General features: G+C 42.8%; 11 protein-coding genes and 1 pseudogene. 7 read left to right on the forward strand and 5 right to left on the reverse strand.

What is annotated here, in order from left to right:
* Positions 1–3 precede the first annotated feature (3 nt).
* Positions 4–1,329, reverse strand: coding sequence for a DUF58 domain-containing protein (locus HWQ44_RS32980; protein ID WP_292726624.1), 1,326 nt, complete (start codon positions 1,327–1,329; stop codon positions 4–6).
* A 159-nt stretch (positions 1,330–1,488) separates the two neighbouring features.
* On the opposite strand from HWQ44_RS32980, the gene HWQ44_RS32985 reads away from it, so the two are divergent.
* From HWQ44_RS32985 to HWQ44_RS33005, 5 genes and pseudogenes are all read left to right on the forward strand, one after another.
* Entirely contained in the window at positions 1,489–3,813 is a 2,325-nt protein-coding gene (locus tag HWQ44_RS32985; protein WP_292726626.1) for a response regulator, read from the forward strand.
* 214 nt (positions 3,814–4,027) lie between these two features.
* Positions 4,028–4,521 (forward strand): annotated as a pseudogene (locus HWQ44_RS32990) (DUF1993 domain-containing protein).
* Positions 4,522–4,933: 412 nt separating this feature from the next.
* Positions 4,934–5,434, forward strand: a complete 501-nt coding sequence (locus HWQ44_RS32995) for a hypothetical protein (RefSeq protein ID WP_292726628.1) — start codon at positions 4,934–4,936, stop codon at positions 5,432–5,434.
* A gap of 205 nt (positions 5,435–5,639) precedes the next feature.
* Positions 5,640–6,500 carry an alpha/beta fold hydrolase gene (locus HWQ44_RS33000; RefSeq protein ID WP_292726630.1) on the forward strand — a complete coding sequence of 287 codons (861 nt, stop codon included), beginning with the start codon at positions 5,640–5,642 and terminating at the stop codon, positions 6,498–6,500.
* A 387-nt stretch (positions 6,501–6,887) separates the two neighbouring features.
* Positions 6,888–12,521: a PAS domain S-box protein gene (locus tag HWQ44_RS33005; RefSeq protein ID WP_292726632.1), complete on the forward strand. Its 5,634-nt coding sequence runs from the start codon at positions 6,888–6,890 to the stop codon at positions 12,519–12,521.
* Positions 12,522–12,769: 248 nt separating this feature from the next.
* On the opposite strand, the gene HWQ44_RS33010 is transcribed toward HWQ44_RS33005, so the two are convergent.
* The 3 genes from HWQ44_RS33010 to HWQ44_RS33020 form a co-directional block, all read right to left on the reverse strand.
* Positions 12,770–13,252, reverse strand: coding sequence for a hypothetical protein (locus HWQ44_RS33010; RefSeq protein ID WP_292726634.1), 483 nt, complete (start codon positions 13,250–13,252; stop codon positions 12,770–12,772).
* 131 nt (positions 13,253–13,383) lie between these two features.
* Complete coding sequence (locus HWQ44_RS33015; protein WP_292726636.1) at positions 13,384–13,935, reverse strand: hypothetical protein; 552 nt, start codon at positions 13,933–13,935, stop codon at positions 13,384–13,386.
* A 111-nt stretch (positions 13,936–14,046) separates the two neighbouring features.
* Positions 14,047–14,499, reverse strand: coding sequence for a cupin domain-containing protein (locus tag HWQ44_RS33020; protein WP_292726637.1), 453 nt, complete (start codon positions 14,497–14,499; stop codon positions 14,047–14,049).
* A 204-nt stretch (positions 14,500–14,703) separates the two neighbouring features.
* On the opposite strand from HWQ44_RS33020, the gene HWQ44_RS33025 reads away from it, so the two are divergent.
* Together HWQ44_RS33025 and HWQ44_RS33030 are read left to right on the forward strand one after the other, a co-directional pair.
* Positions 14,704–16,242 (forward strand): ATP-binding protein, encoded by a 1,539-nt coding sequence (locus HWQ44_RS33025; protein WP_292726639.1) that lies wholly within the window; start codon positions 14,704–14,706, stop codon positions 16,240–16,242.
* Between the two features lie 106 nt (positions 16,243–16,348).
* Positions 16,349–16,723 carry a response regulator gene (locus HWQ44_RS33030; protein ID WP_292726640.1) on the forward strand — a complete coding sequence of 125 codons (375 nt, stop codon included), beginning with the start codon at positions 16,349–16,351 and terminating at the stop codon, positions 16,721–16,723.
* A gap of 259 nt (positions 16,724–16,982) precedes the next feature.
* Here the strand turns inward: HWQ44_RS33030 and HWQ44_RS33035 are convergent, their stop codons facing one another.
* Complete coding sequence (locus tag HWQ44_RS33035; RefSeq protein WP_292726641.1) at positions 16,983–17,933, reverse strand: MoxR family ATPase; 951 nt, start codon at positions 17,931–17,933, stop codon at positions 16,983–16,985.
* Positions 17,934–18,000: the final 67 nt, after the last annotated feature.

Raw genomic sequence — 18,000 nt, forward strand, 5'->3', positions numbered from 1 at the left:
TCCCTAAAGTTGATTTCGCGCTTTGAGTTGCAGATATCGCTCAACTAACTGATCGGCAATTTGATTTGCTGGTGAATCTAGTACCAATACGCCTTTTTGTTTCAGTTGGGCAAATGCCACTTGTCGTTGCATTAATAAATCTAGTGCCACTGCACGTCCATAAGCACCTGTAACATCATCTGTAAAGGTGTTTGCGAGACGATCAACTTGCGGATCTCGCAAAGTTACGCAAAATGGGAGATAGCGGGGTGCTAGTTTGGAGAGTGCGGCTAGGAGTTCTGTAGAGGCAGTGACATCAACTAAATCGGTAATCACTACTACAAGCGCCCTGCGAGTTTGTCGCTGCAAAACATTCGTCACCGCCCCCAAATAATCAGATTCAAATAACACTGGTTGAATGGGAGTTAGGCGATCAATTAGCTGATTCAAATGATGTTGACCGCGTTCTGGGGGAATCCACGTATGCATCTGGCGGTCAAATATACCAACACCAACGCGATCGCCTCGATGTAAACCTGCCAAAGCTAAGGATAAAGTTGCATTCAAACCCCAGTCAAATCGCTGCAAACTCTGTACTTTTGCCGTCATCAACCGTCCGCGATCGAGTAATATCAGTAATGTTTGTTCCTGTTCTGGTTCCAGAACTCTCACCAGTGGCGTTGCATTACCATAAGCGCCAACCCGACGGGCGGTAGCTTTCCAATCAATAAATCGCAAATCGTCACCAGTGCGATAGTTTCGCAGTTCGGCAAACTCTGTACCAATACCAGTTTTGCGAGATTGGCGGATCGATCCCGATGATTGCACTGTCAGACGAATTGTGAGCGATCGCAATCCCACTAAATCAGGATAAACTTTTACTGGCAGACTTTGAGAAATTTGCCAATCATCCCAAGCTAATCCCCAAAGCCCCAACTGTCGGACTTGAATATTTCCCCAGGGAAACTCTCCCCGCTGTGTTGGGTGGACGGTATACTTCAATTCTTCGGTGCTGTTACTAGGAACAATGGCGCTCAGTGCAGGTGCAGACACGCCAAACCCTGTTGGGTAATAGTCGCGGATTTCAATTTGGGCGTTGATATTTTGCGATGTTACTTTTAGTACCACAGGATTATCCCGCCCAATGGATAATCTTGACGGTAATTCGCGGGTAATTTGCACACGAGAACGCCGCACCTGTAAACCATCTACAACCATCAGTCCGAGAACGATGGCATCAAATAGCACAGTGATGGCGATGGTTGCTCTAATAGTAAGAAATAAGGATAGGATCGGGGCGATCGCTATACCTAAAACCAACAATAAATAAACTCGTCTGGAAGGAACCATTTTTTAGAGCGAGAAGTTAAGAGTTAGGTATAAGGTGAATTCAATGTAACCGAAATAAGAAGACTTGCTAACTTCTTATATTTTTTTATTGTAGAAAAATAACCAACTACTGTACTATTTTTTTGGGTGAAATAGCAAGTTATATTTTGGACGGGTGTAATGAGAATCTTGCTAATCGAAGATGAAGAGGTTTTAGCAAGTGTCTTGTTGAAGTCTCTGACTAAACAACACTATGTTGTTGATGTAGTACAAGACGGACAAATGGGTTGGGAATACACGCAAAGTACGGACTACGACCTGCTCCTAATAGATGTAGGACTACCGAAACTGGACGGGATTACATTGTGTCAGCGATTGCGTTCTGGTGGTTGTTTCACTCCCATTCTGCTGATGACGGCGAAAGATGGTAGTAGAGAGCGGATTCAGGGACTTGATGCAGGCGCAGACGATTATCTGATCAAACCTTTAGACTTGGAAGAACTCCAAGCACGGATACGGGCGCTAATCCGTCGAGGCGATCGCCCCTGTACCCCAATACTGGAAGTAGGCGCACTGCGACTAGACCCCAGTAGTTGCGAAGTAACATATAACAACAAACTGCTGGAATTAACAGCTAAAGAATACAGTTTGCTGGAGCTATTTCTACGGAATCCATCGCGTGTTTTTAGTCGGGGGGATATCATTGAGCATTTGTGGACTTTTGACGATCCACCCCAAGAGGAGACTGTAAAATCGCACATCAAATACTTACGACAAAAGTTAAAAGCAGCCGGAGCAGTAGACTGGATTGAAAACGTTTATGGTTTGGGATATCGGCTGAAACCGGGAAGAGGAGGGGGAGCAGGGAGCAGGGAGCAGGGGAGGCAGGGGGAGCAGGGGGGGAAAGAAAAATTTATCCCTAGTCCTGATGTTGAGGAGCAGTTTCAGCAAGTAATGAGTGGCTTGTGGAAACAATATGAAGGGTTAATGGTGCAGCGGTTGATGGTACTGCAAGAATTAGCGGCAGCCCTATCTAGTAAAACACTGACTAAGGAGTTACGCCAATCGGCAGAACGAGAGGCGCACAAACTAGCTGGTGTTTTGGGTATGTTTGAGCAAGACAATGGCACTCAGATAGCGCGGCAAATTGAACAGATTTTAGGGAAAGATGGCGATTTGTCAACAAGTGAAAAGCGGCAATTGCTGACGCTGATTGAAGATTTGGGTAAGTTAATTAACCAGATAGGGCAAAAGGTAGATTACCAAACTTCTGGTGCGATCGCACCAGAAATTAGTACCCGATTGATATTAATTGACCCTAATCTGCAACTAGGTTCTCAGTTGCAACAACTGGTTGAGTGTATGGGAATATGCTGGCAGCAAATCACCAACTTAGAGGATGCAAAAAACTTTCTACAAACCACATCACCAGATTTAGTAGTGCTAAATGTTGATGATGTTAAGTGGCGCAAAGAAAGTTTGGCACTACTTTCGGACTTAGCAACGCGTACCCCACCCGTACCCGTTCTGGTGCTGGCTACAACTGATGAGTTAGTAGAACGCGTAACTTTAGCTCAGTCCGGGGCGCGGGGTTTTCTAGTCAAGCCTGTAACAGCTGCTCAAGTTTGGGATGTTTCGTCTCAACTATTACAACGGACTCGTTCTTTGCGGTTAAATATACTGGCAGTAGATGACGATCCACTGATTCTAGCAGCACTGCGCCCCATGTTAGAGCCTTGGGGTATGCGGATGACAGGATTAGAAAATCCGCTACGTTTCTGGGAAGTACTGCAATCTACTACACCAGATTTGTTGATTTTGGATGTGGAAATGCCTCACATAAGTGGTATCGAACTTTGCCGAGCAGTTCGTACCGATCCCCAATGGCAAGAATTACCGATTGTGTTTCTGACTGCTCACCGAGACATGGAAACTGTGCAGCAAGTGTTTGCCGTGGGGGCAGATGATTATGTGGTTAAACCTGTTGTTGGGGCAGAATTGTTGGCACGTATTACCCATCGTTTAGAACGCAGCCGTTTACTTCAGTCGCTTTCTAGCAAAGATCCTTTAACCGGACTAGCAAATCAGTTTCAGTCTAACCGCGACTTGCAGCACTTGATTGCTCAAGCCGAGAAAAATCAGCAATCTGTTTGCTTGGCGATCTTAAGCGTGACTGATTTTCGTAAAATTAATATCAAATACGGTCATCAGGCTGGAAACCAGATATTGCAAAGATGGAGTCGTTTATTCCAATCGGCATTTTACAGTGGTGAAGTGCTAGGTTATTGGGGTAATGGAGAATTTGCCGTGGGAATTTCTGGGTTAACAAAAACAGAAATCAACCATCGCCTTAACGACATTTTAACTACCCTCCGCCAGCAAATATTCACATCCTTCGATGGCGATCGCTTTCAGGTAATATGTAATTTCGCTGTAGTTGAATACCCCAATGATGGACTAACGATACAATCTTTATACCAAGTTGCTGCTGGGCGTAATTCGTAATTACTATACTCCCAGATTTCTCACAAAGCCTGAAAAAAGAGGAGTCAATAACGTATCGGGATGAAGCATTAAATCGTGAATCGGTGTCAGTCACTAATAAACAGATATATACACAAATTTTTTGACACAATATCACAGTCAATCCCCCCTAATATTAGATGGGCGGCTCAAAGTCGTTTGAACTTTTTTTGGAGAAATATCAATGACTATATCAATGTACAAAGCTTCAATCCCCGTGTTTATTCGCACACTGAATAACCTTGCAAACATTCTTGAAAAAGGTGCTATTTATGCAGAAACCAAAAAATAGATCCTTCTGTGTTGATCAATAGTCGTCTATCCCCAGATATGTTTCCATTATCAAAACAAGTACAAATTGCCTCTGACATCACAAATAGAGGTGCTGCACGACTAGCAGGGATAGAAGCACCAAAGTTTGAGGACAATGAAACTACATTCTCTCAACTTATTGACCGCATTCATCAAACTATCTCTCATTTAAATACTTTGAAATCTGAGCAAATTGACGGTTCCGAAGAGAGAGAAATTACCCTACAAATGCGTGACAATACTCTATCTTTTCAAGGAATGCCATATCTGTTCTATTTTGTTTTACCAAACCTTTATTTCCATGTCACGACAGCGTATGACATTCTCAGACACTGTGGTGTAGAACTTGGCAAAGGAGACTTTCTTGGTCAGGCTTAATCGGAGCAATATCTAACACAATTTTTTCGAGAATTTCCGATCAAAACTTGCGTTAGATATTGCTTGGGTTAACGTGAGTTCAATAAACCTCTCCCTGCCTTGAACTAAAGTTCAAGTCTGTCCCTCTCCGACTCGGAGAGGGACAGTTTTGCGTAGTAAAATCAGGGAGAGGTCTTTTTTTACGTCTAATTTAGATGGACAGTATATCACTCATTGAACTCGCGTTAGTTTAGAAAAAAATAGACTTCTTGACTTTTTGGCATTGTGGGGAAAAGTTTTTTATTCTTCAACATTTCCCTTTTCTCTTTCTCAATAATTACACTGAGTTAAATCTCGCCGATTAATTAGTAAAATCTAATACTACATCAAATTCAATATTTGTTCGGGTATGAGTATGATTTCGTTTAGACCAATGATATTGATTATAGGCACAAGTATTGGTTTACTGTCTCTGTTGTCCACCTGGCGCGTCCAAGCACAAAATCAATCACAAAAAATTGAGCTAAAAGTTTATAGTGAAAACGAGCAAAAACAAAGCTGTCCAGACAAAGTGATTGTCACTGAAAAACCCCATCCTTATCAAGAAGGCAGTTTTTCAACAGATGGCTCTATTAACCTGAGTGCCTATGCCAGTAACATCTCTGTTCAAACCAGTAATAGCTTTAGCGTTACATGGGTTGGGACACTCAAGCCGAGATATGCTAAATGCTTTGCTTCTGCTGGAATGACTAAGATTGATGGACAAGACTACTCTGAACACCTTAATTATTTACGGATGCACTTTGTTAAAGGTAAGGTTTACTTCATCTTAGATTTGGCTGGTGGCTCCGATCCGAATAATTATCCTCTAGTCGTACTAAACAACAGTTTCAAAAATGGCAACCCTACCTGGACTTGGGGTGGAAGTGACTAGAGGTCATACTGGCAGCATCCAAGAAAACTATTATAATGGGCTATCAATCTGTGAGACTTAATGATAATAAGCGACGAAAGAATAGGACTTTAGGATAGCGGTTCCTGGAGCGATGTCTGACGACAAGCCGCTTTGCGTCCTCTCAAAAGATAACGAGAAAAGTCTGATATATATTTAAGTCATATTATTTTATACAATCCGAAAAATGCGAGCGAAAATACGAGATACAGAGATTTTCTTTGATGTGGAAGGTTCTGCATTAGTGGTGGATGGCGCGAACATCTACTCTAAACCTGTCGCCTTTCTAATTCATGGGGGGCCTGGTGCAGATCATACTTCCTTCAAACCAACCTTCTCGGCTTTAAGCCGAAAACTACAACTAGTCTATTTTGACCATCGCGGTCAAGGAAGGTCTGCCCGTGGCCCTAAAGAAACCTATACTCTAGACAATAATGTTGAAGATATGGAAGCGTTGCGCCAACACCTTGGTCTGGACAAAATTGTTGTGATTGGCGGTTCTTACGGTGGTATGGTGGCTCTAACTTATGCAGTTCGCTATCCTCAGAATGTCTCTCATCTGATTGTGATTGCCACGACAGCCCATAGTGGCTTTTTAGAACGGGCTAAGGAAATCCTCGCATCAAAGGGAACTGAGGAACAAAAAGCAAGCGCTCAACGACTTTGGGATGGAAACTTTGAAAATGAGGAACAGCTAAGACAGTATTTTCAAGTCTTAGGGCCAATGTATTCTCTAAGATATGATCCCACCACGTCAGGCATTGCTTCGCAGCGGAATATTCTCTCAGTTGATGCGATTAATGTTGCTTTTGGCGGTTTCCTCCGCAACTACAATATTCTTGACCAGTTACACAAAATTACCGCCCCCACTTTAGTTATTGCAGGTCGGTATGACTGGATTTGTGCCCCAGAATTTTCTGAAGAAATTGCTCAGGCAATTCCTAATGCCGATTTGAGAATTTTTGAGAATAGCAGTCATTTGATTCGCGCAGATGAGCCAGAAGCACTTTTGGATGCGATCGCAGGTTTCTTGGTTTACAAACGTTAGCTCAATTCATAATACCGTTTAGTAGTTTAATTTTAATCTTTGCTGGTTTTGTGGCAGGGCTTTTTTTAGTTTTGTTATTGAAGCAGGCAGGAGCAGCTTTCGGCGACTACATTTGCTATTTCAGCGATGTTTACTGCTGGCTACGCTTACGCATTTTTGTAAAATTTTGAAGATAATATGTAGTTTTGCTGTAGTTGAATATTCCAGTCAGGGACTAACGATACAATCACTATACAGATTTCTTAGTACCATCACTAGCACATGATTATTAATTTGTACAGCACTTAATTCATAATAATTACGAATTACTAATTACTTAGCGAAGCGGTAGCGAGTACTCAAGCGTCCGCAGGAGCGTCATTACGAGTTATTTAACAGGAGTCGCTGATGAGGATACAACAGCTAGAGCAGGTAAAGCAATTGCAAGCCACCATGAACAAGATGGAAGTAACACTGGGTGCGATCGCTGATGCTGTAGTTTGGGTAGGAGAAGACCGACTCATTCAATGGTGCAATTCTCGCTTTGAGTCTCTCGTCAACCAACCTCACAGCACTGTCTGCGGTACGAAGTTAACTGACTTACTACCTCTAACACAAGTAGGACAACCAGTTGCTTTGTCTTGCTATCCTGATGTGCAAATACTCAATGGAGAGTATGAAACAACAAATTATCAGTTGCAGCAAGATGAGCAAATAACACTACAAATCTCTGGTAGCTGTACCGGATTGACTGACGAGCAATGTGCCATACTCGTGATTCGGGATATCACACAGACTCAACGCACTCAAGAATCCTTGCAAGAGATTGAGGAGCGGTTGCAGACATTAATTAACGCAACACCAGATATTATCTGTTTAAAAGACGGCGAGGGAAAATGGTTGCTGTCAAACCAGGCTAACCTAGAATTTTTAGAGCTACAAGGCGTTGATTATCAAGGCAAAACAGACTCAGAACTAGCCGAATTTAGCAATTTTTATCACGATGCTTTGCTCAACTGCGACAAAACAGATGAACAAGCTTGGCAATTGGGATGTGTGCATCGGGTAGAAGAAGCTGTTCCTCGCCCTGATGGAACAGTGAGCAGTTTAGATATGATTAAAGCTCCCTTGTTTCACGAGGATGGTAGACGCAAAGCTCTGGTGGTTTTAGGGCGGGATCTTAGCGAACGGCAAGCCGCACTGCACGAACGCCAACAAGTCCAGATAGCTTTAGAAAATTCTTTGTCTGTGTTAAACGCTATCTTTGAATCGATTCAAGATGGTATATTAGTAGTCGATAGCTCAAGTAATATCACTAGTTACAATCAAAAGTTCTTAGAAATGTGGTCAATTCCACCAGAACTTTTGACGGAACCAGATCATCCTCAGCGACTAGCATATCTGGCAAACCAGCTAAAAGACCCTAATAGTTTTTTGGAACGAGTCCGAGAATTATATTCACAGCCGGAATTAGTTAGTTACGACTGGTTAGAATTGGCAGATGGCAGAGTATTTGAACGCTACTCCTGTCCTCAGCGCATCGGCGAACAGATTATTGGTAGAGTGTGGAGCTTCCGCGACATCACCCAACGCCAAAGGGCAGAAGCAGCACTGCGACAAAGTGAATTACAATACCGCAGTATTTTTGAAGCAATCAATGATGGACTATTTATTACTGAGATAGAGACTGAAAAAGTCGCCGAAGTTAATCCCGCGGCTTGTCAAATGCACGGTTACTCTTATGAAGAATTTATCACTTTACATCCATCTGTTTATATTCACCCAAACTCACATTCTGTTTTTCTAGAATTTATAAATAAAACCCGATTTGGTGAGCAATTTTATGGACAAGCAGTTGATATCTGCAAAGATGGCACTTTAATAGATGTAGAAGTCAAAGGAACGACTTGCATTTACAATGGCAAGCGACACATCTTAGCAATAGTGCGGGATATTACGGCTCGCAAACGCACCGAGGAAGCCTTACGCCAAAGCGAAGCACAATACCGCGATTTGGTGCAAACAGCTAATTGTATCATTCTGCGTTGGGATGGTAACGGTGACATTATATTTTTAAATGACTATGGTCAAAGGCTTTTTGGCTTCGATTTAGATGAGATCACAGGAAGCAATGTTATCGGCACAATTGTTCCAGAAACGGAAACTTCTGGACGCGATTTGCAGATATTAATGGTTGATATTTGTCAGCACCCAGAAAACTATCTATTTAACGAAAACGAGAACTTATGTAAAAATGGCGATCGCGTCTGGATAGTCTGGGCTAATAAACCCATTTTAGATGCCCAAGGAAACTTAATCGAAATTCTTTCAGTAGGCACTGATGCCACAGAACGCAAACGCGCCCAAGCAGCCCTCCAGGAAAGTGAGTTAAAATTCCGCAGCATCATCGAAAATGCCAACGATCTGATATTTGTCCTCTCGCCAGAAGGAATTTTTACTTATCACTCGCCGAATGTGACTGCACTTATGGGCTACAGCCTAGAGGAAATCGAAGGTCATTCTGTGGTGGAGTTTACCAAACCTGAAGACTTAGCAATTAGCGCCACTGCCTTACAAAGGGCGATAACTGGCGAAAAGCTGACTGATATTGAAGTGCGATTGCGACACAAAGATGGTAGCTGGCGATGGTTCAACTTTAACACTTCCACAATCAACACTTCCAGTGGTGAAATTGCGATCGCCGGTGTGGGACGCGACATCACAGAACGCAAGCAAGCAGAAGAAGCCTTGCGTCGTAGTGAAATGAAATACCGTAATATCTTTGAAAATTCCCAAGTGGGGATTTTTCGCACCTGCCAAAAAGATGGATTGATTATCGATGCTAATCAACGTGGTGCCGAGATATTAGGTTTTACCTCTGCTGCTGGCTTAATTGGCAAGTATTTCACAACTGATTTATATGTCAATCCAGAGGATCGCGTGCAGATGTTAGCAGAGTTAGAAAAAGATGGTGAAGTTCGCAATTTTGAAATAGCACTGCGACGCTTGGATGGATCTGTTGTTTGGGTACTGTTGTCACTTCGTCTCAACGCCGAAGAATCCTGTTTGGATTCTGTTTTTACAGATATTAGCGATCGCAAACAGCAAGAACAAGCTTTACGTTTAATTGTTGAGGGTACAGCAGCGAAAACAGGTAATGAATTTTTTAATTCCTGCGTTCGTTACCTTGCCGAAGTATTACAAGTTCAATATGCCTTAGTGACTGAGTTTGATGATGAGCCAAAAACGAGAGTCCGCACTTTGGCATTTTGGTCTTGCGGGGCTATTAACGAGAACTTGGAATATGATTTGCACGGTACTCCTTGTGAACATACCTTGCGAGGTAATATGTGTCACTACCCTCAAGGAGTGCAAGCCACTTTCCCGGAAGATGTAGATTTAGTGAGGATGAATGCCGAGAGTTTTTTTGGTGTTCCTCTAACCTGTTCATCCGGCGAAATCATCGGACATTTAGCAGTGATAGATGTCAAACCAATGAAGCCCGATCCGGGACGGGAACTGATTGTTAAAATTTTTGCTGGCCGTGCCGGTGCCGAATTAGAACGTCTACAAGCAGAAGCAGCCCTACAACAAAGTGAGTTAAAGTTTCGCACTATTGTCGAAAAGGTGAATGATGTGCTGTTTGTTATCAATGCCGATGGGGTTTTCAACTATATTTCTCCTAATATTTTGAATACTACCGGATTTGCTCCCAGCGAAATGGAGGGTAATTCCTTGGCATTTTTTACTCATCCTGATGACGTGCCAAAATGTCTAGAAGTCGCCCAAACTATTCTGGCAACAGGTGAGGGAATTTCGGGTACTGAATACCGCGCTAAACATCGCAGTCAGGGCTGGGTTTGGCTAACTTCTAATGCAGTCCGCACACAAGATGCCCAAGGTAATTTTCAGATTGTCGGCGTAGCTCGTGATATTAGCGATCGCAAACAAGCAGAGTCAGCTTTGCAACGTCGAACTCAAGCAGAAACTTTACTCAGCAGCATTTCTCGCCAATTTATTGACCAAGATTTAGCAACAGCAATTAATTTTACACTGCAAGCGATCGCTCAATTTATTGATGCTGAACACAGTTGCATCTTTGAATGCTCCCAAGATAAACGTGAATTCCACCTCATCCATGAATGGTGTGGCGAAGATGTTGCACCATTGATTGAAGTTGCCAAAGGTTCGCCTGTGGAAGTTTTCCCCTATTTCTACGAGCCGATTCTCCGTGGTAGGCATCGACAAATCTCTTGTGTGGAAGATTTACTGCCTCATCTACCTGAGCGAAAGCTTTTTGAAAGTATGTCGTTTCAATCTATACTAGCTGTGCCCATGCTTCATACTGGCAAAGTGGTTGGGTTTGTTGGTACAGCGATGATTCACTCCTTGAAAACCTGGAACCAAGAAGATATTAATCTATTAAAACTGGTAGGTGAAATAATTGCGATCGGTCGAGCTAGACATCAAGCAGAAGAAGCGCTGAGAATTGCCAAAGAAGCCGCTGAAACTGCCAACCGAGCCAAAAGTGCTTTTTTGGCAAACATGAGTCACGAACTCCGCACCCCTTTAAATGCGATTCTGGGTTTTTCCCAATTAATGGAGCGAGACACTGGCCTCAACTCAAACCAGCGTGAATCTTTAGCTACCATTAACCGCAGTGGAGAACACTTACTCAACCTAATTAATGATGTCCTAGAAATGTCCAAAATTGAAGCTGGACAAATCATTTTCAACCCTGAAGACTTTGACCTTTATCTGCTGTTGCAAACACTACAAGAAATGTTCAAAGTGCGGACACAGGCAAAGCAATTGTTTCTCAAATTTGAAATGGCTCCCAATCTCCCCCGTTATATCCAGACAGATGAAGGTAAACTCCGCCAAGTTCTGATAAACCTCTTGGGTAACGCCGTCAAGTTCACTCAGACTGGGGGAGTAACGTTGCGGGTGAGGTTAGGGGCTAGGGACTGGGGACTGGGGACTGGGAATAAGGAGATAAATGGACAAAGTGATAAGGTAACCAGAGGAATAACTAATCCCCAGTCCCCAATCCCTAATCCCCAGTCCCCAATCCCCAGTCCCCAATCCCTAATCTTTGAAATCCAAGACACTGGACGGGGAATAGCACCAGAAGAAATGGATAACCTATTTCAGCCTTTTGTGCAGACAACAAGTGGTATTCAAACCAAGGAGGGAACTGGACTAGGATTGACTATCAGCCGTCAATTTGTGCGGTTGCTGGGGGGTGATATTTACTTGACGAGTAGCCGTGGGCAAGGATCTACTTTTAGTTTTGACATCCAAGTGAATTTAGCCGCAGCTTTGAAAGCTGCACCAAAATTGAATAAGGGACGCGTACTCAAGCTGGCAGCAAACCAACCTGCTTACCGGATTCTCGTAGTGGATGACCGCAAAGAAAACCGCGATCTGATTGTGCAACTTCTTGGTAGCATTGGTTTTGAAATCGAGGCTGCAACTAATGGACAAGAAGCGATCGCTATTTGGCAAACTTGGCAACCCCACCTAATTTGGATGGATATGCGGATGCCTGTCATGAACGGCTACGATGCAACTAAAGAGATTAGAGCCAAGGAAAAAAATATAACTACAAATCTTCGCACCGTAATTATTGCCCTAACTGCCAGTGCTTTTGAAGAACAACAAGCAAGTATCTTAGCCGCAGGTTGCGACGACTTAGTTCGTAAGCCATTCCGAGAGCAAGTGATTTTTGAAAAAATCGCTGAATATTTGCAGGTGCGTTATATCTGTGCAGAAGAAAGCAGTGAAGATGCAACAGACAACAACCTAAACAATATTCAATCTTCCATCTTGGATCTTCGCTCTGCAATTACCGTTATGCCTGCCCAATGGATAATAGAACTTAATCAGGCAGCCATTGAAGTCGATGCTGAAAGGATTTTCCAATTAATTGAGCAAATTCCACAAACTCATTCTGCTTTGGTAGAAAAATTGGCAAACTTAGTCCGCAGCTTCTGCTTCGATGAAATTATCGATCTAACTGAGGAAAATGCACAATCATGAATAGCAAAACTAAATTCTTGACTTTTGTCACTTTAACGCTGGCAATTTCTTCTTTGACTATCAGCACAGTTGTAGCAAAGGCGAAACTAACGAATCAGTGAAAACTGTTTATCAATGGCATCGGTGCAGTACAAGTTGGCATGACTGTGTGCCAAGCTGCGATCAACGAGATCCCCGACTTCTCAATGAAATCGGGAATCTGCGACTGGCAATTCTCACAAATCCAATAGGATTGCTATAGATGTTCATCAAGTTGTTGCTAAAGCTGGTTCTGCCAAAAAATATTTCAGATTTTCTTGCTGGGTGGCAAATTTCAAATATTGAGATGCCATTTCTGGTGTTAGCAATTCAATCATTAATCTGTTTTCCACCCAGAACTCAATCACATCAAAGAAAGAATCGCGGTTACAGCGCACTACACGCCAACCTTCACGAATACCGATTTGTTCAATTTCTTTCTGACTAATGGGTACAGAGATAGCTGCATGAATATCTGTATACCTGGAAGTAATAGCAGTATGCACAAATACGCATTCTTCATCACCTTCACCAGGTTCTATTTGAGAACCCAAAGGATAAAGTTCAATGGCTGTACCGTATTCATCAAAAGGTATAACCATATAACTGCCTGGGTTAGGAGGAAAGGGAACAGCTTGCGCTTTTAAAATTTCTCCAAGAACTTGGGCAACATGGCTGGGATTTCTAACAGCAATTGAAATATGGTGAATCATGGAATAACCTCAGTTCGATATTTTATAGATTAGAAAACAATCGGGGAGAACTAGGGGAGGTAGGAGAGAGAAAAAATGCTAATCAGTAAACCAAGCGTATTAGGTTCTATGCAACTTAAATGCTTATAACCTTATTGAGGTCGCCCGTAATGAGATCGACCTTGACCATCAGCAGTCTCAAGTACTAGAACTTGCTGCCCATATTCATTCGTCTCAATCGACCACTGGTAAGTCTCAGGCTTTGCTGTATTGCGGCTGGAGTAGCTGCGCCCACTATTGCAGATTTGCCCTTTAGATATGCTGTCACTGGGTTGAAAAGTAAGGCGTTGAGCCTCAATTTTGACTTTGCCTTTTTCCTCTATGAACAGGTTAGACGCACAGTTGTAGGTGGTGATTTGAAGTAGCCGATTTCGCTTGTAGTCTCCGTTAGATGCGAGTTGGAATTGATCGCTAGAACCGTTCGGGGCTGCTGGCTGTCCTGTGTAGCTGTCTTGGTATTGGATGGACGAGATTCGACCATACCGCCACTCACCCTGGAGTTCAGCAGGCACCCCAGTGTCGTTTTTACCCGCCTGACTCGCGTTTGGGTAAAAAACAAGGCTAGCAGTTAGGCCCAAACTCAGGGCACTAGAAGCGAAAAGGCGTGCAGCTTTTGGCATGGAATAAAGTTGCTTGTGTGTCATTGAGTACATATGATTTCTGTAGAAAGAGATTTACAACGTGAAGTCTGCGTGTTTATATATAGCTGTTCCCAGTCGGGGCGCACAGTTGTCCGCTGCGTCAAAACGAAAACTTCATGCAATAAACTGCAATCCATATTTGTTAAAAACAGGCTGCACTTTTTCCAGATTTAGCGATGAAGTATCTGCTACTTGACCCATTTCTTCATAAAAGTTTTTCGCGCCTTTCGGTGAAATTAAAACCAGAAATTTAGCAGTAGCAGAACGAATTTTGAAGGCATGTGGCGCATTGTGAGGAATGTTAACGAAAAAGCCTGCTGATGCCAAAATTGTTTCTGTCCCAACTTGGATATCTAGTTCACCTTCTAGAATATAAAATGCCTCTTCCCAAGGGTGAGTGTGCAGTGGCGGCCCATTTTCTGTTGTATCTGTAATTTCATAAATTGTCCAAGCTTGATTTGTCTCTTCTCCGGTTACTTTTGTTGTGAACTGTGAACCAAGAACTGAGAATTTATTACCTTCTCCTGGTGCAATAATAGTTGGTTTACGCATGGTTGAACTTTGCATATAAGTTACTCCTTGTTATGTAATTTGGGAAGTGTGTTCTACAAACTTGATTTGATGTTTTTAAGATTAGAAATTAATCGGGGAGAACTAGGGGAGATAAATGGGTGATTGATATTTTTTTGTAACTGATTATTAAGACATTGAACTAAGGTTAAAATTTCTAGAAAGAATTAGTAGCCTATTCTGGCTAAAGTTGATATTGCTATGCCTAAAGAGTCACTCAACTTTCCCAAAGCAGACATCTTGGTGATTGATGACACGCCAGAAAATCTGAACCTCCTATCTGCCATGCTGACAGAACAGGGATATAAAGTTCGCAGTGTAACTAAAGGTTCTACGGGGTTACGAGGAGCAAATGCAGTTCCCCCCGACTTGATTTTGCTGGATGTGAATATGCCTGAAATGAATGGCTATGAAGTCTGTCAACACCTGAAAGCAAACGATCGCACCCGCGAAATTCCGGTAATTTTTATCAGCGCTTTGGGTGATGTGCTGGATAAGGTGAAAGCCTTTGCAGTTGGTGGCGTGGACTATATCACTAAGCCTTTTCAACTCGAAGAGGTTTTAGCACGAATTGAAAATCACTTGACGATTTGGAAGCTGCAACAACAACTGCAAGCTCAAAATGAGCGGTTGCAGCAGGAAATTCACGAGCGCACCAAAGCAGAAGAGAAGTTTGCTAAAGTTTTTCGTTCTAGTCCCAATCCGATCGCGATCGCTACAGTTTCGGAAGCTCGTTTTATAGATGTTAATCCCAGTTTCTTGAAGATGAGCGGCTATTGTCTAGAAGAAGTAATTGGTGATACTGCTGCTGAACTTAATTTGGGTAAAAACACAGTTGCGATCGCCCAAACAATTCAACTTTTGCCGGAAACTGGATCACTTTACAATCTAGAATTTGAATTTTCAACTAAGTCTGGAGAATTCAAAACCATACTGATATCTCTGGAATTGCTTGACTTAGCTGGAGTGCCGTGTGCTTTATTAATTGCCAATGACATCACCGAACGCAAACGCTTAGAAAACGAATTTATCTCTTTAGTCAGTCATGAATTGCGTACACCTTTAACTTCCACAATGGGAGCATTAGATTTATTGGGTTCAGGACAACTAGGAACTCTAAATCAACAGGGACAAAAAGTCCTGAGCATTGCCACCACTAATACTGAACGCCTAATTCGTTTGGTGAACGATATTCTCGATTTAGAGCGGATGAAATCGGGCAAAATCTTCACGCGCAAGGCCAAGTGTAACGCCGCAGACTTGCTAATTACGGCAACAGAAGCGATGCAAGCAATGGCAGATAAATTACAAGTCGGACTGATTATAAATCCTGTGTCAGTTGAACTTTGGGCAGATTCCGATCGCCTCCTGCAAACCCTGACTAATTTACTGAGCAACGCGATTAAGTTTTCTGAACCAGGTGATAGCGTGTGGATAAGTGCCATTCTCTCAGAATCCAAAGGCGTTGAGTCTGAAGAAAATCAGCCTTCATCATCCAACCACCTTCTGATTACTATCCAAGATGAAGGGCGAGGAATTCCTGAAGATAAATTACAAATAATTTTCGAGCGCTTTCAACAGGTGGATGCATCTGACTCCCGCAACAAAGGAGGAACAGGTTTAGGACTTGCTATTTGCCGAGACATTATACAGCAACATGATGGGAAAATCTGGGTTCAGAGTATTTTAGGCAAAGGTAGCACCTTTTATGTCCTGTTACCTTTACCAGCTTCTCAATAGTAGTTTTTAACTAGTTCATTCTCCCCCACTTCTCCCCGATTGCATTCTAGAATAGCTGAAGACGAATCAAGCTAATCAGCATCACATATCATGCGAGAGTGACACAATGAGCAGAAATATCTTGATTGTTGATGATGAAGAAGATGTGCAAGCGATCGCAAAATTGGGATTAGAAATGGGTGCTGGTTGGAACGTGTTGACTGCTTGTTCTGGTCGGGAAGCGTTGAATATAGCTGCCAACTCTAAACTTGATGTCATTTTACTAGATATGATGATGCCTGATATGGATGGGCGTGCCACCCTGCAACAACTGAAGGCTAACCCCGTCACTAAATCAATTCCAGTAATTTTACTAACTGCCAAAGTCCAAGAGTCAGATCAAGAGAGCTTTACTGGCTTAGATGTAGCTGCTGTCTTTGCCAAGCCTTTCCGTCCTTTGAAATTAGCAGCGCAAATTAGTGAAGCTTTGGGCTGGGGCTGATACCGAACACTCATATCGTGTCCGGTTCAAGACTTATCATTAAGATGGCAGGGGAGCAGGGGGCAGGGGGCAGGGGGAAAGAGGGTTTCCTGGTTTTTGCACAGATGCGGGAATTATAACTAATTAGGCGGACATGATATCACGCCGTAAAGCATAACTTATGCGCTTTTTGGTGTCATATTTGTAACATTACCAACCAACGTAGCACCATACCTGCTCGTTTTACCCAAATACTTCTATAGCTTTACAAATAATTTTTTTACCTTGGAACTGGTACTTGATTAATTACCGACGCAATTACCGCATCCATTTGTAAACCATCCAGCATCGCTTCTGGTTTCAAGATCAGGCGATGACGTAGCAACGGCGATGCAACTGCTTTAACATCATCTGGCGTTACAAAATCCCTTCCAGCTAACCACGCTAGGGCTTGAGATGTCTGCAACCAAGCACCGGCGGCGCGAGGCGATGCGCCCAAAGTTAAATCAGGATATTGACGCGATGTTCTCACCAACGCCAACAAATAATCAACGATCGCTTCTGATACTTTAACTTCTTTGACTGCTTGTCGGGCTTGCAAAATATCGGCTACTGTTGCAATTGGTTTCAAACGGCTAATATCCAAACGCCGTGCTGCAAAACCCGCCTGACGATTGAGCAACATTTGCTTTTCAGCAGCTTGATCGGGATAATCTACCACCAGCTTAAATAAAAATCTGTCTAACTGCGCCTCTGGTAAGGGATAAGTCCCTTCAAATTCCAAGGGATTTTGGGTTGCAATCACCCAAAATAAATCTGGTAAGAGCAAACTTTCACCATCCAGAGTTACCTGCATCTCTTCCATCGCTTCTAATAGCGCTGCTTGTGTTTTGGGAGGAGTACGGTTGATTTCGTCTGCTAGCAGCACTTCGGTAAATATTGGCCCTTTTTTCAAAGTAAAATTGCGACTATTCAAGTCAAAAATATTTGTCCCAGTAATATCTGAAGGTAAAACATCTGGTGTTAGTTGAATCCGGCGAAACTCCCCTTGGATTAACTGCGCCAACACTTTTACTAGCAGGGTTTTACCAGTTCCCGGTACTCCTTCCAAAATTACATGTCCACCCGCTAGCAGTGCTACTAAGAGTTGCTGTATTAGGTTAGATTGTCCGACAATTACTTGATTAAGACCTTGACCAAGGCGAATTAAGATAGGATGGGTTTCGCTCATATTTTTGTTTATAAATCATTTATGCAGAAGTACCCAGGCGCAGAAATGTTATGTACAGTTCCCAAAA

Origin of the sequence: Nostoc sp. JL34, from assembly GCF_017114945.1 — a bacterium.
Lineage (GTDB): Bacteria > Cyanobacteriota > Cyanobacteriia > Cyanobacteriales > Nostocaceae > Nostoc.

Excerpts from the sequence above, each read along its gene's own strand:
- HWQ44_RS32980 (WP_292726624.1), bottom strand. The coding sequence starts at position 1,329 with ATGGTTCCTTCCAGACGAGTTTATTTATTGTTGGTTTTAGGTATAGCG.
- HWQ44_RS32985 (WP_292726626.1), top strand. The coding sequence starts at position 1,489 with ATGAGAATCTTGCTAATCGAAGATGAAGAGGTTTTAGCAAGTGTCTTG.
- HWQ44_RS32995 (WP_292726628.1), top strand. The coding sequence starts at position 4,934 with ATGATATTGATTATAGGCACAAGTATTGGTTTACTGTCTCTGTTGTCC.
- HWQ44_RS33000 (WP_292726630.1), top strand. The coding sequence starts at position 5,640 with ATGCGAGCGAAAATACGAGATACAGAGATTTTCTTTGATGTGGAAGGT.
- HWQ44_RS33005 (WP_292726632.1), top strand. The coding sequence starts at position 6,888 with ATGAGGATACAACAGCTAGAGCAGGTAAAGCAATTGCAAGCCACCATG.
- HWQ44_RS33010 (WP_292726634.1), bottom strand. The coding sequence starts at position 13,252 with ATGATTCACCATATTTCAATTGCTGTTAGAAATCCCAGCCATGTTGCC.
- HWQ44_RS33015 (WP_292726636.1), bottom strand. The coding sequence starts at position 13,935 with ATGACACACAAGCAACTTTATTCCATGCCAAAAGCTGCACGCCTTTTC.
- HWQ44_RS33020 (WP_292726637.1), bottom strand. The coding sequence starts at position 14,499 with ATGCAAAGTTCAACCATGCGTAAACCAACTATTATTGCACCAGGAGAA.
- HWQ44_RS33025 (WP_292726639.1), top strand. The coding sequence starts at position 14,704 with ATGCCTAAAGAGTCACTCAACTTTCCCAAAGCAGACATCTTGGTGATT.
- HWQ44_RS33030 (WP_292726640.1), top strand. The coding sequence starts at position 16,349 with ATGAGCAGAAATATCTTGATTGTTGATGATGAAGAAGATGTGCAAGCG.
- HWQ44_RS33035 (WP_292726641.1), bottom strand. The coding sequence starts at position 17,933 with ATGAGCGAAACCCATCCTATCTTAATTCGCCTTGGTCAAGGTCTTAAT.